This is a genomic window from Planktothrix serta PCC 8927 (assembly GCF_900010725.2).
Lineage (GTDB): Bacteria > Cyanobacteriota > Cyanobacteriia > Cyanobacteriales > Microcoleaceae > Planktothrix > Planktothrix serta.
Genome location: NZ_LR734871.1, coordinates 194,706 through 221,358, shown reverse-complemented (window position 1 = coordinate 221,358; position 26,653 = coordinate 194,706). Strand labels below are relative to the sequence as shown.

The window sequence follows — 26,653 nt, the reverse complement described above, 5'->3', positions numbered from 1 at the left end:
TACCGTACTCAAGAGCAGAATCGAGAAGAAGCATTACAACGACTTCAAACCTTAATTAAAAGTGCGATCGCCATTCCTAAACCCCGCAAACCGAGTAAACCCACTCGCAGTTCTCAAAGAAAGCGGATGGATAGTAAAACGAAGCGATCGCACCTAAAAATGATGCGCGGAAAAGTCATTACAGAGTAGCGGTCTGGAGGTTCAAATCTAGGAGGAGCTTAACCCAACACCGACGTTAGCCCTGAACTAAAGTTCGGGCTGAAAGCTAAAGTTATCTAAAGATAACTAAATACCTGTCTTTCTTAACCCGTTTTAACGGGTTTGAGCTTTTAGCCTGAAATTTATTTCAAGGCTTTTAGCGTGATTGTTGACACGGATAAGCGTAACCCCGCCCCTACGCCTGAAATTTATTTCAAGGCTTTTAACGTTAAGTTGACACGGATGAGCGTAACCCCGCCCCGACAATTGATGACTGCTTCCACGCTTGGGAAAATAGGCTGACATATTCTTCTTGTTTGGTGGTTTCAACGCAATATTCACGGGTATGGCGGACAATAGCGATCGCATTTTCTGGAGTATAACCCAAGGTCACTAAACAGCAAGACACAATAGTTCCGGTGCGTCCAAATCCCCCCATACAGTGAACGACAACGGTTTTACCTGCTTTGGCTCGATCGAGAATTTGGGGGACTAGGTTAATGACGCCTTCCATTGAGGTCGGAACTTTCAAGTCAGGAATGGGAAACCAAATTGTTTCCATTCCTCTAGCTTGAGCTTCGGGGAAGAGGGTGGGAATTTGGACTTTATGAAATTCGTGGGGTTCAATTAGGGATACCAAAACATCGGTGTGATAGAAGTAGCGCAGGCGGTCTAGGTCGTGATATAAGCTCCGATCCCAGAGAACGTGCATCCCTTGATGAGATTTTCCGGGGGCGTAGGTCATGCCGATTTTTCCGTTAAAGGGGATGACGTCAGGGGGGAGAAAATCAACGTTAATGGGGAAGTTATTGGATGTTCTGGCGTAGTTCATAGTTGGGCCAATGGATTTGACGTCAAACTGCTTTACAAATTTTAATCAAAACTTTGGCTTTGGTCTACTATGAGTTCTCTTAGGAAGTAAAAGCGCTCATCGGGTGTACGTCCTAAGTAACCCGTTAGGGGTGAGGAGAGTTCTATCAGGATTTCTTTTAATTGTTCTCGTTCTAAGGGTTGTGGGGGGTTAGAGAAGGAATAAGCCCCGATCAAATTATCTAAATTGATCGGTTGATTGAGTTGTTTAAACAGTTGAATAATATGCGATCGCAATTTTAAACGATTAACCACCATTTCAATATATTCATTTATTTTATCATCCATTTGACCTGCTTGTAAATAGTCTTTGAGTTCAAATAAGTTGACTGAACCGGGATATTGAGCTTGGAGTTTAACGAGTTTTTCTAATGTCATGGGATTAATAATACTAATTTTAAATTCTTGGGCTGATTTCTGTACTTGTGGTGTGGGTTTACCAGGGCCAATAATTAATTTAACCGCTTGATTAAATAGTTGTTGACCGAGATGGGTTCCTCCGAGTCTAATTAATTCTTGGGTTGCGCCTGCGGGAATACTTTGTCCGGCTTTACATTCTCCCACCATTGGATAGGGTTTTGTACAATATAAATCCATTCCCCCGGCGCCACCTTTGGCATTTTGATCAAGTTCAAATCCTAAAAAGTTTAAACTTTGATGTACAATTTTTTCAAAGGCTGTACCTTTTTCATAATTTCCTCCTTCGGCTGTTGTTCCTAATTGATTAATGGTATAAATCCAGTTTAAATTTTCAGAAATTTTACAACGTTGTTCAGGTTTCCAACCTAAAAAGGTTTGAATCTGATCTTTGAAGAATTGAGCATCAGGATCAGTTAGGGTTAATTGGGCGATCGCATTTTCTAATTCTTCTAATTCAGGATGTTCAGGAGGTTGACGATTGAGAATTTTTCGATATAGAGTTTCAAACTGATTAGAATCAAGAATGGCTTGATTTTCATCAACGGTTATGGCATAAGGAAGGGAAATAAACTGACTATTAGAAACTGGATCAATTTCTAGGGGTTGGGGAAGTCGATAAACTCGAAAATAAGCGAGAAAAATATGACCCCGTTGTTCTAGGGTTTTGTGTAAGGCTGCTGCTGTCCAAACGGTTAATTTTGATAAAGTTTCCAACTCTTCTGGTTTATCCAATGTTTGGCAATCTTCACATTTAGCCCAAACTTTTATTTTAACTTTATCCTGATTGAGTTCTGCAATACTCTGTTTAGCTGTTGGAATAAAACCAGGACGATAATATTGTTCTAACGGTAAGGAATTAAATTCAATATCCGTCGGATAAAGGGCAAATAGTCGCCCTTGTCCCATAAATATTCTAGGCATTACTAAGATATTTCGACCTTGGTTTAAAGCCTCAATATCAGGCGCGGGTAAACAGAAAGCTGTTGCTATAGATAGCTGATTCATGATAGGTATTGATGTTGATTTTCTCCTTTTTCCTTTTTTTTCAACTGAAAAAATTTCCCCCCAAATCAATGGGCGATTTAAGAACATCTTGATCATCACTACTAGGAGGAATACTAATGGGGATATCTTCATCAATTAAACCATCCGGTGCTTGACCGGAAGGGTCACTCAGAATTTCACAAATGATCTGATTTTTGATCACTAATTCCGATTTTTCAATAAAGTCGAAAATTTGCTCTGGTTTTACCCCATAACTTTCTTGATTTTTGTAAACTGCGTATATTGCTAATAAAGGTTTGATATCTTCCTCTGGGATACGAACCCATTCTCCACCTTTTTCGTCTTGCAGTTCTTTCAGATATTTGTGTGCTAATCTGGCATTACGACCAATTGTTTTAGACCGAACCAAACAACCTCGCGTTAAATCAAATCTTTGATAATTTCCAAGTTGTTTAAGAATGGCTTGAACGGCAATTCCTCCTGATTGCTGAATCACAGCTAATCCAATTTTAACAGGTTGGCTGTTTTCTATGCCATTGATTTTGAAATGCAGATAACAGCTTCTCTGTTTAAATCTTTCAATACTTTTAATTTCGACATTTTCAATCGTTTTTCCGATGATTCGTTCAAAGCTAAAAGCTAAGGTTTCCGCAAGTTGATCACTGTCTTCTAAAAGGTCGGTAATTTTCTGTTCAATTTCTGCGAGTTCATTTTCAAAAGCAGGTTTAACTACATCTAGGTTAGCTGGAGAATCAATTTTGTCTTTTTTCCACTGGGAAGCACACCAACTTAAAACACCTCTAGTCATTGGTCTTTGCTTCCCTAATTCTATGAGTTGAGCTTCCGTAAATGGATATAAAGGATGAGGAGGAACAACTTGATGCTGGGCGTAAAATTCCTTTAACCATTGAGATACTAATGCGATGATATCATCTGGCTTTAAATAGTTTAAAGAAATCCGTTGTCCCAATTGAGGATAACTCGCAATTCTATGAATAACGGCTTCTGCTTGGGGCAAAGATCTAACTTGTGCCCAAGTTTCTTCATACATTGCTAAAAGCAATAAACCCCGCTTAATATTGTTGAATAAATCTTTAGCCATACTTGCAGTGATTTGGACTAAAGAAAAACCCGTTAACTCATCAACATGAATTGTATCAAGTTCATCAAAACAGATAACCGGAATTTTATATTGACTAACTAAATTCAGAATTTGGCAAGTTGTCTTAAAAGATTCTACTTCTTTTTCTCCAGTTTTGAAGTTTGGTAATCCCATATCTTGAGCTTGTCTTTCTGCTAACTCCATTCCCGATAACCAATAGGTTGCATAGATAGCATGGGGACGAGAAAGTGTCCATAAAATAGCTCTGATTATATAAGGATTTTCAATGATTTGATTTTGTTTGGAAAAAATTAAGTCTGTAAAATGATCTACAGCCTTAGTTGAATGTTTATTTAACCAATCAGGAAATCTTTGAATATATTGTTCTGCGGTATGATTCCATCCTTTAGCTTCATTAATTAAATGGGTAGCTATTTCTTGCCATTGCATGATTCCTTCATATTGACCATAAGCTCTTAAACTAGAAGTTAGGGTTTCCAGAAATTTGCTTTTGATTTTAGAGAGTTTTTCTCCATAGTCTCCCATATAAATAAACAAGACTTGATCCGTTTGTTTATAATGATGGCGAATCCGACTAATTACTTGAGTTTTGCCTAATCCTTTTTCACCAACAACTGTAATCCCTACCGTTTGCATAGAGTTTTGATTGATTTTATGAATCGACTCAAAAACAGTATCAGAAACATGAGCATTAATTGAGGGGACATCAGGTAAACTTTTGCCCCAAACTTGAGAATTTCTAACCACTGTATGTCCAGCAAACGGATTATGTTGTTGAATCAGATCGTCAATGTTACTAAACTCAGAAGTATTCATGATTTAACCAAAAATAATAGGTGAATAATGAAGGATTAGAAAAGCTTTATAACCGTTTAGCATAACAACGTAAGCCAACCAGTTCGGTGCTGATAGAATCTTCAATTTTGTCTGGTGCGCTATCTTCCACACTCCCTCCAATGAATTGAAAAATATCATTAGCTTGCATTTCTAACATCCATTCATTGAATTGTGAACGAGTAACCTGATCCCCAATCGTCCGACGAATGCGATAAATGGGGACTAAGTTATCATAGTTATAATCTTTATTTAATTGATCATACACCTGAAGGGCGATCGCTTTAAACTCCTCATAAGAAGCGATGGTAACTTGTTTAACAGATGTTAGAGGAATTCCTCCTTGATGCAGTTCTCGAATTAACGCAATTAACCCATTGGCTAACCGAGACGCCACAACCGTTGCATCAAACACAAAGTCAGGATTTATTAACGAATCAATTAACATTTGTTTTCCGGTATCGGTGAGTGATACCATAGGCGTTTGATTTTGTTTATAAATTTTGATGACATCCGCCGCTTGCAGTTCGTCGTAAAGACTTTGAGAAACACCAACCTTTTTCCCCTTGCGTTTTTGCTTAACTTTACTGGTCAACTCACTTTTTTTAACCGTTTCCTCGGTACAACTCATTGCCCATAATGTCAAGAGGAAACGAGTTTTTTCAACGGTTTCAGTCGCAGCAGAAACAGAACTAGAAGCATCTATAGAAGGTGTGGATGACATATTATTGATGACAGGATTGAATAAACCGATCAAATTTTACATCAAATGGGGATTAATTAAAAGTTAAGATGTTCATTTTAGTGAGTACAAATCCGTATATTCTTGTAGAGGTTAAAAAATTTTGATACCAGGGGTGATCAATTCTCCCCGATCCACAGAAATAACCTAACCCTTCTGCCTCCTTGCTGGCCAGGAAAGGAAGAGAACTTAATATTGTTTCAATATAAAAAAAATTAAAGATTAACAATTATTCCCCCTAAAACCTGCCGTTACAGCGTTTGGCAAAAAGTCAAACCCTTTTTCTCTGAGCCAAAACAGTACGGATGTAGAAATCGGGTTTTTCGGGTTTTTTAAGGTGATCTCGATAAAATTAAGCTGAAACCACCGCACAAAAACCTAATTTTTCCTGAAATAATTTTGCGGATTGATCAACATCTGTCCAACATCGTTTAAGCTGTTCTTAAGTTAGAATATCCGATTTATCGGTTTCCTCATGTCCGCTTCTTCGTCCCCAAACCCAAAATTCACGCAACTGCTTGATCGCCTCACGGAAATTAACGATATTAAAGCGGCAATTTCCCTATTGTATTGGGATCAAGCCACCTATATGCCTCCTGGTGGTGCTCAAGCTAGAGGCCGACAAATGGCAACGTTACGACGTCTGGCCCATGAAAAATTTACCGATCCCGTTTTGGGACAACTCTTAGAAGACTTACGGACAGAAGCCGCCAACCTTCCCTACCCTTCCCTAGAAGCCAGTTTAATTCGTGTCACTCGTCGAGATTATGATCGGGCCGTGCGAGTTCCTTCAACACTGATGGCCCAGATATCTCAACATCAATCTGCCGCCTATAACGCCTGGGCGAAAGCACGGGAAGCCGAAAGTTTTGCCATCGTTCAGCCCTATTTACAAACAACCTTAGAATTAAGTCAGGAATATGCCGATTGTTTTCCGGGGTATGAACATATTGCCGATCCCTTAATTGATCAACAGGATGAAGGCATGACGGTGGGGACGGTGCGATCGCTATTTGAGCCCCTGCGTCAACAATTAGTGCCGATGGTGGAAGCGATCACCGCTTGTACTCCGTTAAATGACTCTTATTTATATCAAAACTTTTCTCCAAAAGAACAACTTAAATTTAGTCTGGGAGTAATTCACTGTTTAGGTTATGACTTAAAACGGGGACGACAGGATAAAACCCTGCATCCGTTTATGACAAAATTCTCGATTGATGATGTCAGAATTACTACCCGTGTTTATGAACACCATCTCGAACAAGCGCTATTTAGTACCATTCACGAAGCGGGTCATGCGCTTTATGAACAAGGAATTAATTCAGAATTAGAAGGAACACCGTTAGCGGGAGGTGCTTCCTCTGGTTTACATGAAAGTCAAGCCCGTTTATGGGAAAATATGATCGGTCGCAGTCGGGGGTTTTGGGAATGGTTTTATCCTCGGTTACAGGGGGTATTTATGCGACAGTTAGGACAGGTAACAACCCAACAATTTTATCAAGCCATTAATAAAGTTACACCCTCTTTAATTCGGACGGATGCGGATGAAGTTACCTATAATTTACATATCATGATTCGCTTTGATTTAGAGTTAGCAATGTTAGAGGGAAAATTAGCAATTTCTGATTTACCTGAAGCTTGGAATGAACGCTATAGAAAGGATTTAGGCGTTATCCCGACAACAGATGTCGAGGGAGTATTACAAGATGTACATTGGTATATTGGATTAATTGGGGGAATGTTCCAAAGTTATACATTAGGAAATTTAATCGCAGCCCAAATTTATGATACCGTTGTTCATTTCGATCCTGAAATCCCCTTTGAAATTGAACGGGGAAGCGTAAAACGGTTGTTAGAATGGTTGCAACAAAATATTTATCAACACGGCCGGAAATTCACAACCCAAGAATTAATTGAACAGGTTACAGGTTCATCTTTAACGATTGATCCATTTTTACATTATATTCGTCATAAATATGAATATCTCTACCAATGCAAATTATGAAACCGGATTTCTAATTATTATAGCAACCCTAAATAGGTTGTAATATTTTATCGTAGGGGTGGCGTCCCTNCACCCATTCCTTGCACCTGATTCATTTTTTCTTGTCTTCTCCTCCCCCTGTTCTGGCTTTTCCCCTTTTTTCAGCAAGCCCTAATTAAATATGAAGGAAACCGTGAGTCACTGTCTCCTTTCTTTGATTTTGATGATCAGGATTATAATATATATTCAGGAAATGATGATCAGGATGATTCATTTTCCGAAAATAAATCTAATCAAAACTTGGATGACAATGATGATTTAAGTGACGATTTAAGTGATGATTTGATATTAAAAAATTTCCTATATAATAAAAATGTGAAGATTGTTTGTGATGATGGTGAGGAATTAAATCCAAAAGAATATATCAAAAAAATTGAAGACTGGATGGATTTAGTAAGCAAAAACTCTGACAGATTAAAATGCAGTTCTTGCCAGAAGTTCATGAATTTCGATCCTAAGTATACTATACACTCACAAATATATGGTGCGAGATGTTCCTGTCAAAGTCTAAGGATAATACCCGAAACGTAAACAGGGAGGCAAATGTAGACAGTTGAATAAACTAATCAAATTTGCCTTAACTTTGAAAATGTGACCTTAAAGGAAGGTCAATCTCGGAGTCAATGGAAAGGATCACCGAATAATACGGTATCCAAATCCAAAGAGATTCGGCAACTCCCACAGTGTCAGACTGATTATCAAAACACTGAAGCTGGGAGTAATGGGAAATCGGATATAAATCAATATCTAAGTAGTTCTCCAGCCAATTACCCAAGAATAAAGAAAGTGAACATCTGTCATGAACCATCGTGATGTTGAGAGTAGCGAAATGATTTGATACGCTGCGTTCAAAATGAACAAGGGGAATAGGTAGAAGGTTTCTTATAATCTTTTACAAAGGTAAGGTTATTTAATTAATACTTACCAAGACTCCCAAAAGTACCCCGGTGGATAGGATGATTCTAAAGGCAATAACCCCATTTTCAAGGAACGTCAAAACCCCTCATACACTCCTACAGAGGTCGAACACTGTTAGGTAGCCACAAATCTAAAGCGGATGTTGTGAGGGTGAAAGATGGAGTCAGAAGCCAATGATTGAATGTAATGTTCAATATAAGCCGATAGATTCCGGTCAAGTTGTTAGGTAAGGTTGTAATTAGCAGTTAAAACGATGAAAACGAGTTTAAAGACTACGGATATATGGAAGACTATAAACTGGGCGAAAGTTCAGAGAAAAGTCTTTAAGCTGCAAAAGCGAATTTACCAGGCATCATTATCGGGACAAAACGCAAAAGCTCGAAAACTCCAAAGACTTCTAGTCAAGTCATATTACGCCAAACTTCTAGCAATTAGAAAGGTAACTCAAGATAATCAAGGCAAGAAAACAGCCGGGGTAGATGGGGTTAAATCCATCACACCCAAACAACGACTAGAACTTGCCCAAAACCTGAGTAAATACCAAAAGGCAAAACCACTCCGAAGGAAATGGATACCCAAACCCAACGGGGAAAAACGCCCATTAGGTATACCGACTATAAACGATAGAGTCAGGCAAGCCTTGGTTAAATTGGCGTTAGAACCACAATGGGAAGCCAGATTCGAGGGCAAAAGCTACGGGTTTAGACCTGGACGTTCAGCCCATGACGCTATGTCAAGAATCTTTCTCAGCATCAAACAGGGTGAATACTACATCCTTGATGCTGACATCTCAAAGTGTTTTGACCAAATTAACCATGATTACCTACTGTCCAAAATTGATTGTCCATCAACTATAAAAGCACAAATCAGACAATGGTTAAAAGCTGGAGTTATGGACAACGGCATATTTGAAGCAACAGAGGCAGGCACTCCACAAGGAGGTGTCATCAGTCCCCTACTTGCTAACATCGCATTGAATGGGATGATTAGGCTAATTGAAAACCTTTTTCCTAAAGGGACAAATGGAAATAAAAATTACGCCAAAGTCATCAGATATGCCGATGATTTCGTGGTGATTAGCCCACAAGTAGAAGTCATTCAACAATGCCAAATTGACCTAGAAGAATGGTTGAAACCTATCGGATTAGAACTGAAACCAGCCAAAATCCGAATTTGTCACACACTAAGAGAAATCGAAGTAAATGGCAATAAGGTCAAACCAGGATTTGATTTTCTAGGTTGGAACTTCCGACAATATCCAGTGGGAAAACACCACTCAAGTAAAACCGGAAGCCGAAACCAGAAATTACTAGGATTTAATACTTTAATAAAACCTAGTAAAAAGTCAATTAAAGCTCATGCGGATCAGGTAAAGAAAGTGATTAAATCCCACAAATCAGCACCTCAAACCGCACTAATAAGAAATCTAAACCCAGTCATAAGAGGATGGTGTAATTACCATTCCAAAGTTGTCTCCAAAAAGACATTTTCCTCATTAGACCATACTACATGGCAAAGATTAAGAGCATGGACAGTCAGCAGATGTGGTAAAGCAAGTTACAAGAAACTAAGAAAATACTACAAGAAAAACGGTAATAGAGCATGGAGTTTTGAAACCAATGAGGGACTCAAATTATTAATCCATGCAGAAACACCTATTACCCGCCATGTAACTGTAAGACCTGAAGCATCACCCTATGACGGAAACTGGACATATTGGAGTACAAGAAAAGGAACATCCTTTGATGTGCCTAAACGAGTGGCAACACTGCTTAAAAAGCAGAAAGGCAAATGTAACTTCTGTGGACAATATTTCAGCCCAGAAGATATTGTAGAAATCGGGACACAATTCTTCCCACAAGTTTAGGCGGGAAAAACGAATATAAGAACCTACAATTACTACATCGCCACTGTCACGATACTAAAACGGCAACTGATGGGTCTTACAACTCAAAAGAAACCGGATGTTCTGATGAAAACAGTCAACTAGACTAGGAGCCGTGTGCGGTGAAAGTCGCAAGCACGGTTCTGAATGGGAGTCGGGGGTTGTAAAGCCCCCCTCGACCCCTAATAGATTACTCTTTTTCATTGCCCGGATAGTCCTCTAAGCGACCGATCGGTATTTGATGAAGCTTCTGGCTTAGATGGCAGCAAGCATAATTACAATGTTTACATTAGTCACTGTTGGAATCGGAAGTGCAGAGCACCAATTGATAGTAGAAAGAGTTTTGAAGTTTATGGGAAGGACTATCGAGATCAGGGCTGGGTTAAATGCGCTAAGTGTGGTGCTGGTAAAAAACCAGGATGGGATAGGTAGTGTTTTCTAAAATTTTAGAATAAGATAAGCCAATAAAAACTATACTTTTTTTAGCCTTTCAATTGAGTCAATGACTTTACCTAACAAACCCCCCTACAACACTTTAAAACCCAAAGCAACAAGTACAGTCGGTCGTGGAAAAGTCGTTAAACTAGATGTAAGTCCAAGCTTTTCTCAATGGAATGATGAATTTGTTACGTTGTGTTTAGGTGATAGCCTCGAATATTATGCTCAATGGGAACAACCGACTGTTATTGTTTCCGATGGGGCTTATGGTGTTTTAGGATTTGAAGGAGATACATCAGATCATTTGGATTTACCTCAGTGGTATGAACCTCATATTCAAGCTTGGTCAAAAGCAGCGATACCTTGTACTACCCTTTGGTTTTGGAATTCAGAAATAGGTTGGGCTGTTGTTCATCCCATTCTTGAAAAATACGGTTGGCGTTATGTGAATTGCAATATTTGGAATAAAGGCAAAGGTCATATTGCAGGAAATGTTAATACCGAAAAAATTCGCAGGTTTCCAGTTGTTACAGAAGTTTGTGTTCAATATGTTAGAGAAGTAACGATTAACAATTTGCCGTTGAAAACATGGTTGCTGAAAGAATGGAAACGTTCAGGACTACCCCTCAAACGCGCAAATGAGGCTTGCGGTGTTGCTGATGCTGCAACCAGAAAATATTTTGATCAAGGACATTTATGGTATTTTCCTCCGCCAGAAATGTTTGAACGTCTCGTTAATTATGCTAATGAAAAGGGTAATTCAGAAGGTAAACCTTATTTTTCTTTAGATAATAAACGCGCTTTGACGAAACAAGAATGGAGCAAAATGCGCTCAAAATTTCAATGTCCTCATGGGTTTACAAATGTTTGGGAACGTTCTGCTTTACGAGGAAATGAACGAATTAAAACTAAATCTGGTAAAGCATTACATCTGAATCAAAAACCGCTTGATCTCATGAGTCTAATTATTCAATCTTCTAGTGATGAAAATGATATTATCTGGGAACCGTTTGGAGGTTTGTTTAGTGCTTCTCTGGCAGCCCGTCAGTTAAATCGAAAAGCCTATTCCTGTGAAATTGACCCTGACTATTTTTACTGGGGTACAGAGAGATTTAATCCAGAATTTTATCAATACTCTCTTCTTTAATATCTAAATAACTTTGTAAAGCTTGCTTAATTCTTTCCTCTTTACGGCTGGATAAAAGTCTATTCCATTCCCCGATCTTCATATCACACAAGTCAACTTAGCTGCCTTGCGTGCTAAAATCATGCGCTGGCGAAATATGTGATACTCAGGGCTAGAGATGGTTTTCATCTTGCCTTTGGTTAACCAATATCTTCACCTTAGACAAGATAAACCCAATTTAGGATTATCCCAAATTGGGATATTTACGAGTTGATTGTTTTTGTTGTTGCGATCGCACCCCATCAACTCCCCAAACCCAATACAGTTAATTTCTTCTAAAATTATTAATAAACTATGCTAGAAATTTCTAAGATGGTGAGCATTCCAGAGAATGAAATTGAGATGAGTGCAGTTCGTTCTCAGGGTGCAGGGGGGCAAAATGTTAATAAGGTCGCTAGTGCAATTCATCTGCGCTTTAATATTATCGCTTCTTCATTACCTGAACATTACAAAGAGCGGTTATTAAAGATTAATGATCAACGGATTACTAAAGAAGGGGTGATCGTGATCAAAGCTCAAGAATACCGTACTCAAGAGCAGAATCGAGAAGAAGCATTACAACGACTTCAAACCTTAATTAAAAGTGCGATCGCCATTCCTAAACCCCGCAAACCGAGTAAACCCACTCGCAGTTCTCAAAGAAAGCGGATGGATAGTAAAACGAAGCGATCGCACCTAAAAATGATGCGCGGAAAAGTCATTACAGAGTAGCGGTCTGGAGGTTCAAATCTAGGAGGAGCTTAACCCAACACCGACGTTANAATTATTATAGCAACCCTAAATAGGTTGTAATATTTTATCGTAGGGGTGGCGTCCCTCCCAACCCAGGCGCAAAGAGGGTTGGGAGACCCAACCCCTACAGGTTTTGATCACAAATCCTACACGGATTGCTATATTTGTTAACTCTAACAAAATATTGTGCGAGAAACCCGGTTTCTGTATCAACTAACGAAACAAATCATTATTATTCAGAATAGCAGGCCAATTTTTATTAGCTGAAGCAATATGACCCGGAATATCCGTGATCCATTGAGCTTGTACAGTTTTATCATAATTTAGATAGAGCTTTCCATTAACAATTTTCCAGGCGTCAGGCTGAGTCGCTACAAGATGGGCTTCACTCGCACCTTGGGCACAATATCCACCGTATTGAGGAGCGTATTTTTCAGGATTTTGAGCAAACAGATCACGGTTAGCCGCACTCGAAAATAGCCAATTTGTTCCTCCCCAACTGTGCTTAAATTGTGACATTCCAGTCATAAGTTTATTTTGGGTGAAATAGGCAACGACATCCTGACCATCCAAAGCTATACCATTTTCCGTGTAAAATTGAGGGTGACGGGTTGTTGCAGCGCTAGTTTTACCCGCACAAGGATTAGCTTTACCCGCACAAGGATTATCTTTACCCGCGCAAGGGTTAGACTGTGCAACCTGAGATGAAAGAGTTATAGAATTAGAGCGTGTTAAAACATTAGAATTGGCATTGCTGATATTAGCTGTTACTAATCCTAGAATAGCGGCAATAGCGATGGTCGTAATGTATTGTACTTTCATGGTGTTGAATGTGCTGATCATTTGAGGTTGTTTACATTAACACTTAAGAAAATGAGTCCTAGATGAGGAAAACATGGGTATTAGATAAAACCTCATCTTCAGCAAAAATTAATCTGGTAATTAGGTAAGCTTCATCTCAGAAGCAAAATTGTTTATAAAATAGAGATTAACCCTAACAATGCTTAATCAATACCATGACCGGACAAAACTGGTTTGTTAGTAATGATGGACAGTGTAATCTCTTGAAAACTATTCCTTTTGGGGAAAATACAACTCATCCCTATCGTTTATATCGCTTTCTAACTGACCTTGAAGATATATTAGATAAAATTAGTGATGATCGTTTACGACTCCAAGCGATTTGTCCTCTGGTGCGTCAATTATTAGAGAGTTCTTCTTGGTTACAATTTGCATTTTTAGAACCCGATCCCCAAACGGGTTGGGCTGTTCAAAACCTCTATGATGAACCTTTTTTTCCCCTAACAGTGCAGTTAGTTGCTTGGACTCCGGGCGCTATTTCTCCAATTCATAATCATGGGAGTTGGGGAGTTGTTGCGCTGTTAAATGGAGAAGAAAAAAATACATTTTGGCAGCGATCGCCTACTGCTAAATTTCCAGATCGCATTCAAACTATTAGGGATCATTTATTGACTCCGGGCGATATTCTCTGTTTAATGCCTAATGCCATTCATCAAGTAGAAGCTATGACTCCAAACCCAACAATTAGTTTAAATTTGTATGGTGAAACTTATCATGACCTAAGATTTGAGTTTGATCCTATTTTACACACAGCCTACAACTTTTAACCTAAAATTGTTATTATCATTAACCAGACTAATTATATGAAATCAACTCGCCGATTTAGATTTCCTATCAACCCGTTTACAGGGAAACGAATTTCTACCTCCTCCCTACAATTTCGCCTGACTTTGGAATTGGTAGTATTATCAATTTTAGGATTAAGTAGTGTAGCAGTATGGGCAGGTTGGCAACTTTCTCAAAATCTAATTGTCGCCCATAAAGGAACCCTAGAATATATTAGTGCAAGGTTTCCTGAACAGGTTGAATTATATAGCGAAATGGGGTCAATTGAAGTGGGTTTAAACCGCAGTGTTTATAAATCTTCTACTGGGGGAGTTATGGTTTGGGTGAAACGAAATGATGGGATGCTATTAGTGAATTCCCCAGGAATGGATATGCAATCTTCTAAGATCACTCAAATGATTTCTTTAACCCAAGTTCCCAGTGAACCCAGTTTAATTCATATCAACGATCGCTATTTAGTCATCTGTGCAAGAACTTTAACCATTAAAAATCAGTTACAGGGTACAGTTTATTTTTCTAAAGATATTACAACCGAAAAACATCAATTAAATCATAGTATTCGCAGTTTAATTGCGGTGAGTAGTTTAGTGATTTTATTATTAATGTTAGCGATCGCTAACCGCATTCGTCATGCTCTCCATCCTTTAGAACAAATGAGTCAAGTTGCTAGTACCCTATCGGCTGATGATTTGAATGCAGCTAAATTAGAACTTCATCAAGCACCGGATGAAATTTTAGGACTCGCCCAAACCTTTAATGAAATGTTATTAAGATTATCGGCTTCTTGGGAACAACAACGGCAATTTGTGGGTAATGTTTCCCATGAATTACGCACTCCTTTAACGGTGGTTTTAGGATATTTACAAAGTTTATTAAGACGGGGTACAAATTTTAGTGATTATCAAAAACAAGCCTTAGAAACAGCTATTGGGGAAACAGAAAGAACCATTAGAATGTTAGAAGATTTGCTCGATTTAGCTAGGGCTGATAGTGGAAATTTACATTTTTCTGTAAATCCAGTGGTGTTAAATACTTTGGTTGCTGAGGTAGCCGCCATGAGTCAAACCGTTAGTAATCGAGAAATTACTTTAGTTTCAACCGATCAGGAAGTTGTTGCTTCTGCGGATCAAAATCGGTTACAACAAGTGTTAATTAATTTAGTGGATAATGCGATTAAATATTCATCTCCTGAACAACCTGTTGATTTAGTGTTAGAAAAAACAGAAAAGCACGCTATAATTCATATATGCGATGGCGGGATAGGGATTTCTTTGGCTCATCAAAACCGAATTTTTGAACGGTTTTATCGAGTCGATGAGTCTATGACTCGTTCTCGAGATGGGACAGGGTTAGGATTAGCGATCGCTAAAAGTTTAATTGAAGGAATGGAAGGACGCATTACCCTCCGATCTAAACCCGGAGAAGGGAGTGTGTTTACAATTATATTACCGATCTGGAATTCACAGCTATGAGTGATCATATTCTTGTTGTTGAAGATGACCCTAAATTAGCTCAATTTATGGAAATAGAATTGCGTCTTGAAGGGTATGAAGTCACCGTTGCTCAAAATGGATTTGATGGATTAATCATAGCTCGTGATCGTCAACCCGATCTGTTAATATTAGATTGGATGCTTCCGGGTATTTCTGGGTTAGATGTGTGTTTAAGACTGCGCTCAACGGGTGTTGAAGTTCCGATTATTCTGTTAACGGCTAAGGATGAAGTACCCGATCGAGTCACGGGATTAAATGCGGGTGCGGATGATTATGTCACCAAACCTTTTAGTATGGAAGAATTGTTAGCCAGAGTCAAAGCACGTCTGCGCCGCACCCGACCCGATGACCCCAATACTTTACAATTTGAAGACTTAACCTTAAACCGTTTAACTCGTGAAGTGTATCGAGAAAATCAATTAATTGAATTAACGGCTAAAGAGTTTGATTTATTAGAATTTCTGCTCAGAAATCCTCGTCAAGTCATGACCAGAGAACAAATTTTAGAGCAAGTTTGGGGTTATGATTTTATGGGAGAATCGAATATTATTGAAGTCTATATTCGCGCTTTAAGGATTAAGATGGAAGTCAATCAGTTAAAACGCTTATTGCATACCGTTCGAGGTGTTGGTTATGTGTTAAGAGAGTATGCTTAGGTTTTTTATTGCCAAGGTTTTCAGCAGATCAGGCGAAAGCGGACGATGGGACTCGAACCCACGACGTTCAGCATGGGAAGCTGACATTCTACCACTGAATTACGTCCGCAAATTTATTTCAGACTACTGTTAACTATAACATAATTTTCCTAATTTTCAATAGATCTAATCGAAAATAAGCCAAAACCCGTGAACAGCAACGCTAGAATTAGCAGCAGAGATCACGGGTTAGGAAGGGCTTAAATTAATTCGGAGTTGGTTGTGATAATCGGTTTTTGAGCATCACTGGGGCTAGTATTCAGCATTTCATCACTATAGGCCGGAGGAGTAATCAGTGTTAAAGCTTGTTGTAACGCTTCCTTCCGTTGCAGAATTAAATGATGGGAAGGGATCATATCTAAAATCTTAAAGCGTTCTAAGCGTTGTTTAATCTTACCTGCGGCGCCAACAATAAAGACGTGACGACCCTTATCGACGGCATCTTTAATGGCATTTTCAATCGCCAAAGAAGCCGTAACTCCCAACATCGGAACATCGCTTAAGTCAAAAATCAAGACATCATAATTTTGGGCTACGGATTCTTCACGGGCGATGGCTTTAGCTACCCCAAAGATCATCGGGCCACTGAGATAGAATAACAACACTCGACCTTGACCCGCCGCGAGTAACTCTTTTTCCTCCGGGCTCATGATAATGGCATCATCTTCATCGCTAATCGCTTTCACATCTTGAGCTTGCATATCACTCAAGCGTTCAATGGTGAGAATATTAGCAATAAATACCCCCACACCCACAGCAACAATTAGGTCAACAAATACCGTTAATAGCATCACGCCGTACATAATAATCGCGCCTTTGGCGGAAACGGCGTGAGCACGTTTGAGGAAACTCCAATCGAGAATATCAATCCCCACTTTCAAGGCAATTCCGGCTAACACCGCCATCGGAATACTTTGGGTGAGACTGGCGGCTCCTAAAATCACAATTAGCAGAATCAGCGCCCGGGTAATCCCAGATAACGCACTTTTTGCACCCGCTTGGATATTAACAACGGTTCCCATTGTTGCACCCGCACCGGGTAATCCGCCACAAATTCCCGACACCATATTGGCAAGTCCTTGACCAATTAATTCTTTATTAGAATCGTGTTGAGTCCGGGTAATACTATCAGCAATTACGGCTGTTAATAAGGTATCAATACAACCTAACATCCCCAACATTACCCCATCAACTAACATAATGGTCAGTTGATCGAGGCTAAACACAGGCATTTGCAGGACGGGGAGTCCGGTGGGAATTTCACCAATACGGCGAATATCAACACCTTGGAAAAAGATCAAAGAAACGACTGTACCAATCACTAATGCCACTAACTGCGGCGGAACAATTCGCTTAAATTTGGAGGGCATTAGGAAAATAATCCCCAGGGTTAAACCTGCCAAGGTCGCATCTACAGGATTGATATTTGTCAATAGTTCTGGTAGGCTTTGGATGGTTCCCAATACACCGCCCTTGGGTGTGGCTTGCCCTAAAAACGGTGGGATTTGTAAGATGATTAAAATGATCCCAATCCCCGACATAAAGCCGGAAATCACGCTATAGGGCATCAAGGTAATATATTTACCGAGTTTGAATACCCCAAAAATAATTTGAAATAAGCCCGCAATCATGACAACGGTAAACGCCATTGCCAAGCCGTTATCGGGGTCTTTTGCCATAAAACTGGCGACAATCGTGGTCATTACTACCGTCATCGGCCCCGTGGGTTCGGAGATTAATGTGGGTGTCCCTCCGAATAAAGCCGCGAAAAAGCCTATACAGACTGCACCGTAAAGACCGGCAACGGGGCCAACACCTGAAGCGACCCCGAAGGCTAAAGCAAGGGGTAGAGAGACAATGGCGGCGGTCAGTCCCCCAAATAGATCCCCCCGTAGATTATCAAACTTGATTTGGTTGAACACTTGCATAGAGAAATGTTGGACTCCTGTTATTGTTTTTTGACTATTGTTAAAACATGGACTATTGATTTTTATCTATTGTGAAGCTTATCATTATCGAAACAGCGATCGCAAGTTCTAATTGAAAAAATTTTATCCTGAAATCTGGAATCGCTAGGAAGCGCAACCAGAAGGGAATTTACGGAATCTGAGCATTAAGGAGTTAGTGGCTAGAAATATTGAATAAAAAAACAATGCTGACAATGACACAGGAAGTTATAATTTATAAAGTCATTAATCTGATCGATTTAAGATCAATTTCCTCAAAATCCCGACTGTGCAAGGGTTTTCTGCAATTATCACCCCGAACCTGTGTAGATAAATTTTAGTTATATTGCCTTAGTATTATAGAAAACGATAAAATTATTGATTTATATCTATAATATAAACAACAGGCAACGTTGCACAGCTTTTGATTTCATAACCATAAGGACTTAAGGAGGGATAGAATCTTGATGCAGGCAACCTTACATCAACTGAAAGTATTCGAGGCGGTGGCGCGTCATAGTAGCTTTACTAAAGCCGCCGAAGAAATGATGATTACACAGCCAACGGTTTCAACCCAAGTTAAACAACTAACTCAAACCATCGGTTTACCGTTATTTGAACAAATTGGCAAGCAACTGTATCTGACTGAAGCGGGAGAAGCGTTGTTATCTACTTGTCAGAATATTTTTGAACAGTTAGATAATTTAGAAATGCAAATTGCAGCATTAAAAGGTACAAAACAAGGACGGTTACGGTTAGGAGTTGTTTCAACGGCTAAATATTTTGTCCCCAGAGTCTTAGGGCATTTTTGTCAACAATATCCAGGGATTGATATTGCTTTACAGGTGACTAATCATGCCACCTTAATTCAACGAATGCACGATAATCAAGATGATTTATATATTCTCAGTCAACCGCCTGAAGATCTGGCGTTATCTACTCAACCATTTTTAGATAATCCTTTAGTCGTTGTGGCGCGACAAGATCATCCTTTAGCGGGAGAAAAAAATATTCCGATTAAATCTTTAGCGGGAGAACCTTTTATTATGCGAGAACAAGGTTCAGGAACACGACTCTCGGTTCAAAAACTATTTGAACGTTATAAAGTTGCGGTGAAAGTGCGGTTAGAATTAGGCAGTAATGAAGCGATTAAACAAGCGATCGCCGGAGGTTTAGGAATTTCGGTTTTATCTCAACATACCCTGATTGCAGAACAGTTAATGGGAGAATTAACCATTTTAGATGTACAACATTTTCCGATTCATCTGCGCTGGTATGTCACTCATTTAGAAGGAAAACAACTGTCTATTATTGCCGAGACTTTTTTACAATTTTTATTAGAAAATAGTAATCATGTTCCCTTATTAGGAACCCTGGCTTTACAGAGTGGAACTTTGCTCGGAAATCATCAGGGAGATTTAGTTAAAATGGGATAAAATCCGTTAGCTTTAGAAAAGCAAATGACATTTTACTTCATCTAAAAATAACCTGTAGGGGCGAGGTTTTCTCGCCCTTAACTGCTTGAAATTTCCCTAATTAAAACCCCGGTTTCTTCAAGAAACCGGGGTTTTAGGGTGTGTCAACAATTATTTATTCATCATCATGGGCAAACCGACGATAGAGGAAATCGAGGGCATAATTTCTGAGGTTATAATATTCGGGATCTTCCATAATTTGAGTGCGATCGCGCGGACGTTCAAAGGGAATTTCTAAAATTTCTCCAATGGTTGCTGAGGGGCCATTTGTCATCATCACTAACCGATCTGCTAGGAATAATGCCTCATCAATATCATGGGTAATCATTAACACCGTACAGCGATGATCATTCCAAATTTTTAACAATTCTTCCTGCAATTCTTCCTTGGTAATTGCATCCAACGCCCCAAAAGGTTCATCTAAAATTAACACTTCAGGACGAATGGCTAAAGCCCGTGCGATCGCCGCCCGTTGTTTCATCCCCCCTGAAATTTGAGGCGGTTTTTTCTCAGCGGCTTCTGATAAGCCTACCATCGCTAAATGATCTCGAACAATAGCATTTTTTTCGACTTGAGATTTATTCGGATGAACGGCATTAACCGCTAAATAAACATTTTCAAATACCGTTCGCCAAGGTAATAAGGCATAGTTTTGAAACACTACCATGCGGTCGGGGCCAGGTTTTAAAATCGGTTTTGAGCGTAATGTTACCTTACCATCAGAAGGAATATTAAACCCCGAAACCATATTTAATAACGTCGATTTTCCACACCCAGAATGTCCAATCACACAAATAAATTCTCCTTCATTAATCGTGAGATTAACATCTTTTAAAACCGTGTACGGCCCTTTAGGAGTCGGATAAACCTTAGAAACGTGATCAAACACTAAATAAGGCTGATTTTTTATTTTTGATGTTTTAGTAAATTTTTTACCAAAGGTAGACGCAGAAGTTTTAGTTGTAGTCATGGTTATTTTTCCTGAATTTTAAATTTCACGATAGTTTTAACTTCAAGATATAGAAACCGGGTTTCTTAGCAAAAATTTTTACTCATTAGCAAAAATCAAGGGAGAAACCCGGTTTCTGAAGAACTCAAAAATCGAAGCTCGAAACCCGGTTTCTGAAGTCAAGCCACTTTCAAGCGAGGCGTATCTAAGACAACTTCTGTCACAGTAAAATCCCGTTTAATTTTCAAACTATTGAGATAACCAATGGGATCTTCAGTATCAAATTTTGTGCCATCAAATAATTGAATAGTGCCCCGACTATAACTAATTTCAGAAAGTCCTAATTCACGGGCGGCGGTACTAAAAGCGCCCACCGCACATAAGCGTTCTAAAATTTCTACCCAGTTGCGGGGGAAGGGAGTATGCCCCCAACGTGCCATTTGAACAATATGCCAAAGTTGTTCAGTGCGACTAGGACGGTTGACGCCTTCACCAAAAAATTGATGATGGGCATATTGACGCATCGGTTGATCCAGGTTGCACGCGGTATCATTCGGATCAGCCAACTGAATATATTCGGCGCGAGTGCCCAGATAGGTACGTTGGGCCAAAATTTCCCGAATTTCATTAGCATTTTCGGGGTCAGCACAATAGGCGGACGCCTCTAACAACGATTTCACTAAGGCAATATGGGTATTGGGGTAAGCTGCGGCCCAGTCTTCCCGCACCCCTAAGACTTTTCCAGGGTGTCCCGGCCAAATTTCTAAGTCCGTCGCCACCGTAAACCCGACGTCCTCCATCATCGCCCGCAGGTTCCAAGGTTCGCCAACACAGAACCCATCAATAGTGCCAGCTTGTAAGTCCACCACCATTTGGGCAGGCGGAATGGTCAACAGTTCGACATCATGGTCAGGGTCTATCCCCCCGGAGGCTAACCAATACCGCAGTAACAGGTTGTGCATGGAACTGGGATGGACAACCCCCATGCGATGCTGTTGTTCTGGGTAAGACAGCAACATCCGTTTGAAGTCGGCTAGGCTGTAAATTCCTTGGTCATAGAAGCGACGGGCGAGGGTAATGGCGTTGCCGTTGCGGGTCATAGTAAGCGATGTAATCACCGTTACGGGTTTGGTGTCATCCCCCCCCAATGTCATCCACAGAGGCATCCCAGAGGGCATCTGAGCCGCGTCTAAATAGCCTCCTGCAATGCCATCGCTAATGCCACGCCAACTGCTTTCTCGCACCAGATGGACTTCATCTAAACCATGTTTTTCAAAAAATCCCAGTTCTTTAGCAACGGCGATGGGGGCACAGGCAGTGAGGGGAACAAAACCGAGTTCTAAATTAATTTTTTCTAGGCCATGACGGGCAATAACTTTATTCTTTTTCGCCCGCATTTTTTTGATTAGTTTTTGTTGATTGAGGAAATAAATCATTTCACTCCGTAAGCGATAGTAACTGGGGTGTTCTACCACTTGCATCCGTTGGCGGGGACGAGGAATATCTACTTCTAAAATTTGCCCAATTTGTGATTCGGGGCCGTTGGTTAACATCACAATTCTGTCGGATAATAAAACTGCTTCATCGACATCGTGAGTCACCATTAAGGCACTGATTTGATTATCTTGGCAAATCTTCATTAATTGTTCTTGAAGATTCCCCCGTGTTAAGGCATCTAAGGCTCCAAAGGGTTCATCTAATAATAGTAATTTCGGGCGTAAAGCTAGGGCACGAGCGATCGCAACTCGTTGTTTCATTCCCCCGGATAATTGGGCGGGATATTTATCAACAGCATGACGTAATCCTACCATATCAATATGACTTTCAATGATAGTTTTTCGTTCTCCTAACGGTAATCCTTTCATGACAGAATCAACCGCTAAAGCAATATTTTCTCGGACTGTTCGCCAGGGTAATAAGGAATAGTTTTGAAACACCACCATCCGATCTGGCCCTGGTTTGGTTATTTTTTGTCCTTCAATGGTGACAATTCCTTCTGAGGGTAAATCTAACCCGGCTACCATATTTAATAAGGTGGATTTTCCGCACCCTGAGTGTCCAATTAAGGAAACAAATTCACCTTTTTTGATTTGTAAATCAATGCCTTTGAGGGCTATATATTGACCGCCTCCGGCTAAAGGAAAGACTTTATCAATTTGTTCAACTTCAATTAATGGTTTTGCCATGATTTTAACTCCTTAGTAATGATTTGGGGATGGTGTGTGGGGGTTGGGCGGGGGAACCCCGCCCCTACGGGTTTACTTTCTTTCACCGGGAACAATTAATTGTTGAATGTAACCAATTCCTCGGTCTAAAATTAAACCAACTGCACCGATATAAACGACGGCTAAAAGAATGTCGCTGATATAGTTTTGTTGGTAAGCATCCCAGATAAAGAAACCAATTCCGACGATACCAGACATCACGATTTCAGCAGCAATAATCGCTAACCAAGCTAAACCAACGGCAATTCTTAATCCCGTGAAAATGTAAGGTAAAGCAGAGGGAAACAGAATATTTAAGTAATATTCTTTGCGAGAGAGTTGCAACACACGGGCAACGTTATTGTAATCATCAGGAATTTGTTTAACGCCTTCTTTGGTGTTGATTAAAATCGGCCAAACGGAAGTAATGAAAATCACGAAAATCGCGGCGGGTTGGTTTTGTTGAAAGGCAACTAAGGCAATGGGAACCCAGGCTAAAGGTGCAACCATGCGTAAGAATTGAAATAAGGGATCTAAGGCTTTATCTAATATGGGGTTTGTTCCGACTAAAATACCGACGCTAATGCCAACAATGGCAGCAATTGAATAGCCTTGAGCCACCCGTCCTAAACTGGCTAAGGTTTGCCAGAATAAGCCTTTATCTAAACCTCCTCGGTCATAGAAGGGATACATTAATAAAATGCGGGTTTGTTCATTAGTAACTACACTTAATGGCCCTGGTAAACGGGTAATTCCTGATAGATATAAAAGTTGCCAAACTATTAAAAAACCCAGGGTTCCTATTAAGGGAAGAATAATATTTTGAGAGTTCTTTTTCCAATATTCACCCAAATTGTCAACAAAGCTATTTCCACTCGTTCTTCTTTTGGCGGTACTTGTCATTTTGTTACAACTCCTTGAAAGTTTTTTCTGTCTACAATAAGAATGGGGAAAATTTGGTTTTCAAGAATTAAGAATTATCTATAATTCCTATAGCTTTATTCTTAATTCTGAGGTTATCACTATACTTTTTTGATGGTTAAACTTTGAAGATAAGCTTCAGGATTTGCGGGATCAAAGGTAATGCCATCAAAGAATTTTTCAACCCCTCGTGAAGTTGAAGTGGGAATATCAGCCGTAAATCCCGCTTCTTGAGCCGCTTCCCGCCAAATATCCTCACGATTTACCTTATCAACTAAGGCTTTAGCTTGGGCAATATCTTGAATTTGACCCTTATGGAAACCCCAACGAATGCTTTCAGTTAAAAACCATAAATCATGGCTTTTATAGGGATAGGAAACACTGCCAATGGGATCTTTCCAATACAAGGGGCCTTTATTAAAGTCTTGAATGGCGGGTTTTCCGTCTCCCATCTGATAGTTTCCTTGATAGGGAGGAGTGATCACATCTTTGGGAATATTAAAATAATTTCGTCCAGAAACAATCGCTATTAATTCGGCTCGATTTTCCGGTTTATCACACCATTGTTGGGCTTCCATTAAGCCTTTTAATACAGCTTTTGTTGCCTTGGGATGTTGATCAACCCAGTCGGCACGAATGGCTAAATATTCTTCAGGATGATAGGGCCATATTTCATTACTAATACAAGCCATATAACCGATATTATCAGCAACAATTCGATAGGGCCAAGGGTCGCCTGTACTAAAGGCATCCATCGTTCCATTCCGCATTCCCTGAACCGTTTCTGCGGGAGGAACTGCAATCAAATCAATATCAATATCGGGGTCTATTCCACCTGCTGCGAACCAATAACGAATCCAAAAATCTTGATTCACATTGGGGAAGGTATGAGCCGCTTTAAATTTACGTCCATTGGTACTTGGAAAACTGCGAATATATTCTGCCGCAGATTGCAGATTTAGCCCGACATTTTTACCCGTATGAAGGTTAGCAACTGCCACCCCATTACCATTTGTATTAAGCTGGGCTAAGACATACATGGGAACTTTTTTGCCCCCGGTAATAATGCCTTCTGTCATTAAATGAGGCATGGGCATTTGCCACTGTCCGCCATCAATTCCGCCCCCACTTGACCCAATGGTTACGTTATCCCGTGCTGAAGCCCAATTTGCTTGTTTGGAGACTTCAACATCGCTCATTCCATACTTAGCAAAAAAGCCTTTTTCTTTAGCAATAATTAATGGGGCAGATTCCACAATGGGAATAAAACCGAGTTTAATTTTTGTGACTTCTGGAGCTTGTTCTGGGCTAATATTTGCCACAGGAACAACTGTACTAGGTGAATTTCCAGCGTTAGCGGTGGGTTCGGGTGGGTTGCCTAAACATCCTTTTAAAAAGAGGGTACTAGCGGCTGAAACTCCGGCGGTAATTAAAAATTTTCTGCGAGAATAACCGTTTGAAAATTGAGACATAAAACCTCCTAACAACCTGCCTTTAAAACAATAGGTTGCTACTTACAAAATAGGTTTTGTAGTAGTTAAATCATTGAACACAAGGGATCTAGCTTGTCCTGAAAGGCAATAAGCTAGATTAAACATCACCCTAGGGTTAGAGTGACTTAGAATAGAGCCTAGTCAATGAAGAAGTCGTGTTAACACTGTTCTTGTCTATAAAGATAACAGCTTTTTTGCAATCTGTCACTACTTTATGGTGTTAAGTTTTAATTTTTTCTTAAATACAATGATCAAGTTTAGCTTATCATTCATTATTTTAGCTGGCTTAGATTGTATAAAACATAAGTTAATCTTATTGTAGAGGAGGATTTTAGCTTAAAATAGACACTAAAACAATTTATCTGTTGTTTTAGTTGAATAAACGCATCCTGTTAAAAGCATTGACGGGAAACAATATTGAATACACTTGACATAGAAAAAGATCAATAATTAAGAGAAGTTGATTTAATGGGTTGGGAGTGGGTTTACAAAGATTAACGGTAGGATGTCAAAAACCCTACGGAACCCGCCCTTACAAATTAATGGTATTGTAGGTTGATAAATTGATTCATATAGGGTTAGTTTAATCTTTAGTTTATAATACCATAGGCGATTATCATCAGAGGATTGGTCTGTTAGATAACAATTAATCAGTCAGTTGAGATTTCAAGTTATAATAGAAAAGCGATCGCAAGATTCAAGACTGGAGGTAAAACCATTGTCAACATCAACCTTAACGTTAACTTATGAACAAGTCCTAGATTTAGTCAAGCAACTTCCTTCTGATTGTCAAGCGGAATTAGTCGGATTTTTAATCGAGTCTCGTTGGGGTTCCCTCGATCAGTTTACGAAACAGGGAGAAGAACATGGGCGACTTTTAGCTTGGAAAAGGGGGAAAGATTGGGATAATATGAATGATGAAGAACGATTAGATTTTATTAATGATATTGTGCATGAGGATAGAAAGTGTCAATAAGAGTTGTGTTTGATACTAATATTCTGATTGCAACTGTTCTCTCGCAACGAGGTAGTCCCTATCAGTGTTTGCGACTTGCTCATTTAGGTCAAATTCAATCTGTAACTTGTCAAGAAATTCTGGATGAGTTTCGAGAAAAACTACAGTTTAAATTTCGCTATTCATTAGAAAAAGTTGAGTCAGAAGTTGAAATGATAGCTAACTGTTCAGAGTTGGCTATCATTTCTAATACTCTTAATGTAATTATTACTGATCCTGATGATAATATGGTGTTAGAATGTGCAGTTATTGGTCAGGCAAATTATATCGTAACTGGAGATAAGAAACATTTACTTCCTTTAAAAAATTATCAAGGAATTGAAATTGTGAATGCGGCAGATTTTTTAAGTTTAATGGGTCAGGGGCGGGTTTAGGTAGGTTAAGGGTGGGATTTTAATATTATTGCAGAACCCGCCCCTA

At 39.5% G+C, this 26,653-nt stretch carries 20 protein-coding genes, 1 tRNA gene and 2 pseudogenes; 12 read left to right on the top strand and 11 right to left on the bottom strand.

The genetic code is table 11. The annotated features are described in order from the left end of the window. Nucleotides 1-189, top strand: a pseudogene (locus tag PL8927_RS28035) (alternative ribosome rescue aminoacyl-tRNA hydrolase ArfB); the annotation flags it as partial. A 238-nt stretch (nt 190-427) separates the two neighbouring features. On the opposite strand, the gene PL8927_RS14270 reads toward PL8927_RS28035, so the two are convergent. Genes PL8927_RS14270 through PL8927_RS14255 form a run of 4 tightly spaced genes read right to left on the bottom strand, consistent with a single transcriptional unit; the run spans nt 428 to nt 5,174 of the window. Next, complete coding sequence (locus PL8927_RS14270) at nt 428-1,030, bottom strand: cyclin-dependent kinase inhibitor 3 family protein (RefSeq protein WP_083622664.1); 603 nt, start codon at nt 1,028-1,030, stop codon at nt 428-430. 41 nt (nt 1,031-1,071) lie between these two features. Further along, nucleotides 1,072-2,493, bottom strand: coding sequence for a DUF1802 family protein (locus tag PL8927_RS14265; RefSeq protein ID WP_083622788.1), 1,422 nt, complete (start codon nt 2,491-2,493; stop codon nt 1,072-1,074). A gap of 40 nt (nt 2,494-2,533) precedes the next feature. Beyond that, nucleotides 2,534-4,432, bottom strand: coding sequence for a hypothetical protein (locus PL8927_RS14260; RefSeq protein WP_083622662.1), 1,899 nt, complete (start codon nt 4,430-4,432; stop codon nt 2,534-2,536). Between the two features lie 46 nt (nt 4,433-4,478). After that, nucleotides 4,479-5,174: a hypothetical protein gene (locus PL8927_RS14255; protein WP_083622659.1), complete on the bottom strand. Its 696-nt coding sequence runs from the start codon at nt 5,172-5,174 to the stop codon at nt 4,479-4,481. A 493-nt stretch (nt 5,175-5,667) separates the two neighbouring features. Between PL8927_RS14255 and PL8927_RS14250 the strand changes: the two genes are divergently transcribed. From PL8927_RS14250 to arfB, 5 genes and pseudogenes are all read left to right on the top strand, one after another. Continuing rightward, a complete protein-coding gene (locus tag PL8927_RS14250; protein ID WP_083622656.1) occupies nt 5,668-7,197 on the top strand; it encodes a carboxypeptidase M32 in 1,530 nt (509 codons plus the stop codon). A gap of 279 nt (nt 7,198-7,476) precedes the next feature. Further along, nucleotides 7,477-7,767 carry a hypothetical protein gene (locus PL8927_RS14245; protein WP_083622654.1) on the top strand — a complete coding sequence of 97 codons (291 nt, stop codon included), beginning with the start codon at nt 7,477-7,479 and terminating at the stop codon, nt 7,765-7,767. A gap of 640 nt (nt 7,768-8,407) precedes the next feature. Continuing rightward, a pseudogene (ltrA, locus tag PL8927_RS14240) lies at nt 8,408-10,149 on the top strand (group II intron reverse transcriptase/maturase). A gap of 392 nt (nt 10,150-10,541) precedes the next feature. Continuing rightward, nucleotides 10,542-11,624: a DNA methyltransferase gene (locus PL8927_RS14235; RefSeq protein ID WP_083622650.1), complete on the top strand. Its 1,083-nt coding sequence runs from the start codon at nt 10,542-10,544 to the stop codon at nt 11,622-11,624. A 333-nt stretch (nt 11,625-11,957) separates the two neighbouring features. After that, nucleotides 11,958-12,374: an alternative ribosome rescue aminoacyl-tRNA hydrolase ArfB gene (arfB, locus tag PL8927_RS14230; RefSeq protein ID WP_083622648.1), complete on the top strand. Its 417-nt coding sequence runs from the start codon at nt 11,958-11,960 to the stop codon at nt 12,372-12,374. A gap of 234 nt (nt 12,375-12,608) precedes the next feature. Here arfB and PL8927_RS14225 read toward each other — a convergent pair whose 3' ends face one another. Next, nucleotides 12,609-13,217, bottom strand: a complete 609-nt coding sequence (locus PL8927_RS14225) for a YHS domain-containing (seleno)protein (protein WP_083622645.1) — start codon at nt 13,215-13,217, stop codon at nt 12,609-12,611. Nucleotides 13,218-13,411: 194 nt separating this feature from the next. Between PL8927_RS14225 and PL8927_RS14220 the strand changes: the two genes are divergently transcribed. The 3 genes from PL8927_RS14220 to PL8927_RS14210 are packed head-to-tail and all read left to right on the top strand — an operon-like array spanning nt 13,412 to nt 16,191. Then, nucleotides 13,412-14,023, top strand: coding sequence for a cysteine dioxygenase family protein (locus tag PL8927_RS14220; protein ID WP_083622643.1), 612 nt, complete (start codon nt 13,412-13,414; stop codon nt 14,021-14,023). A gap of 36 nt (nt 14,024-14,059) precedes the next feature. Continuing rightward, nucleotides 14,060-15,514, top strand: a complete 1,455-nt coding sequence (locus tag PL8927_RS14215; RefSeq protein ID WP_083622641.1) for a sensor histidine kinase — start codon at nt 14,060-14,062, stop codon at nt 15,512-15,514. Continuing rightward, entirely contained in the window at nt 15,511-16,191 is a 681-nt protein-coding gene (locus PL8927_RS14210; protein WP_083622637.1) for a response regulator transcription factor, read from the top strand. Before PL8927_RS14215 ends, PL8927_RS14210 begins: the two co-directional genes overlap by 4 nt. A gap of 37 nt (nt 16,192-16,228) precedes the next feature. Here the strand turns inward: PL8927_RS14210 and PL8927_RS14205 are convergent. Further along, nucleotides 16,229-16,300 (bottom strand) — tRNA-Gly (locus PL8927_RS14205). A gap of 130 nt (nt 16,301-16,430) precedes the next feature. After that, on the bottom strand, nt 16,431-18,158 hold the full coding sequence (gene bicA, locus PL8927_RS14200; RefSeq protein WP_083622634.1) for a bicarbonate transporter BicA: 1,728 nt from the start codon (nt 18,156-18,158) through the stop codon (nt 16,431-16,433). 482 nt (nt 18,159-18,640) lie between these two features. Here bicA and PL8927_RS14195 point away from each other — a divergent pair, with 482 nt between their 5' ends. Further along, nucleotides 18,641-19,612 (top strand): LysR family transcriptional regulator, encoded by a 972-nt coding sequence (locus PL8927_RS14195; RefSeq protein ID WP_083622631.1) that lies wholly within the window; start codon nt 18,641-18,643, stop codon nt 19,610-19,612. 154 nt (nt 19,613-19,766) lie between these two features. Here the strand turns inward: PL8927_RS14195 and PL8927_RS14190 are convergent, their stop codons facing one another. The 4 genes from PL8927_RS14190 to PL8927_RS14175 form a co-directional block, all read right to left on the bottom strand. Further along, a complete protein-coding gene (locus tag PL8927_RS14190) occupies nt 19,767-20,621 on the bottom strand; it encodes a nitrate ABC transporter ATP-binding protein (protein WP_083622630.1) in 855 nt (284 codons plus the stop codon). 158 nt (nt 20,622-20,779) lie between these two features. After that, nucleotides 20,780-22,786, bottom strand: coding sequence for an ABC transporter ATP-binding/substrate-binding protein (locus PL8927_RS14185; RefSeq protein ID WP_083622628.1), 2,007 nt, complete (start codon nt 22,784-22,786; stop codon nt 20,780-20,782). A 72-nt stretch (nt 22,787-22,858) separates the two neighbouring features. Continuing rightward, complete coding sequence (gene ntrB / locus PL8927_RS14180) at nt 22,859-23,707, bottom strand: nitrate ABC transporter permease (protein WP_083622626.1); 849 nt, start codon at nt 23,705-23,707, stop codon at nt 22,859-22,861. Nucleotides 23,708-23,826: 119 nt separating this feature from the next. Further along, entirely contained in the window at nt 23,827-25,197 is a 1,371-nt protein-coding gene (locus PL8927_RS14175; RefSeq protein WP_083622624.1) for a CmpA/NrtA family ABC transporter substrate-binding protein, read from the bottom strand. A gap of 739 nt (nt 25,198-25,936) precedes the next feature. Here PL8927_RS14175 and PL8927_RS14170 point away from each other — a divergent pair. Continuing rightward, the gene (locus PL8927_RS14170; RefSeq protein ID WP_083622622.1) at nt 25,937-26,194 is read left to right on the top strand and encodes a hypothetical protein; all 258 of its coding nucleotides are present in this window, start codon (nt 25,937-25,939) and stop codon (nt 26,192-26,194) included. Next, on the top strand, nt 26,185-26,607 hold the full coding sequence (locus PL8927_RS14165; protein ID WP_083622621.1) for a putative toxin-antitoxin system toxin component, PIN family: 423 nt from the start codon (nt 26,185-26,187) through the stop codon (nt 26,605-26,607). Before PL8927_RS14170 ends, PL8927_RS14165 begins: the two co-directional genes overlap by 10 nt. Nucleotides 26,608-26,653: the final 46 nt, after the last annotated feature.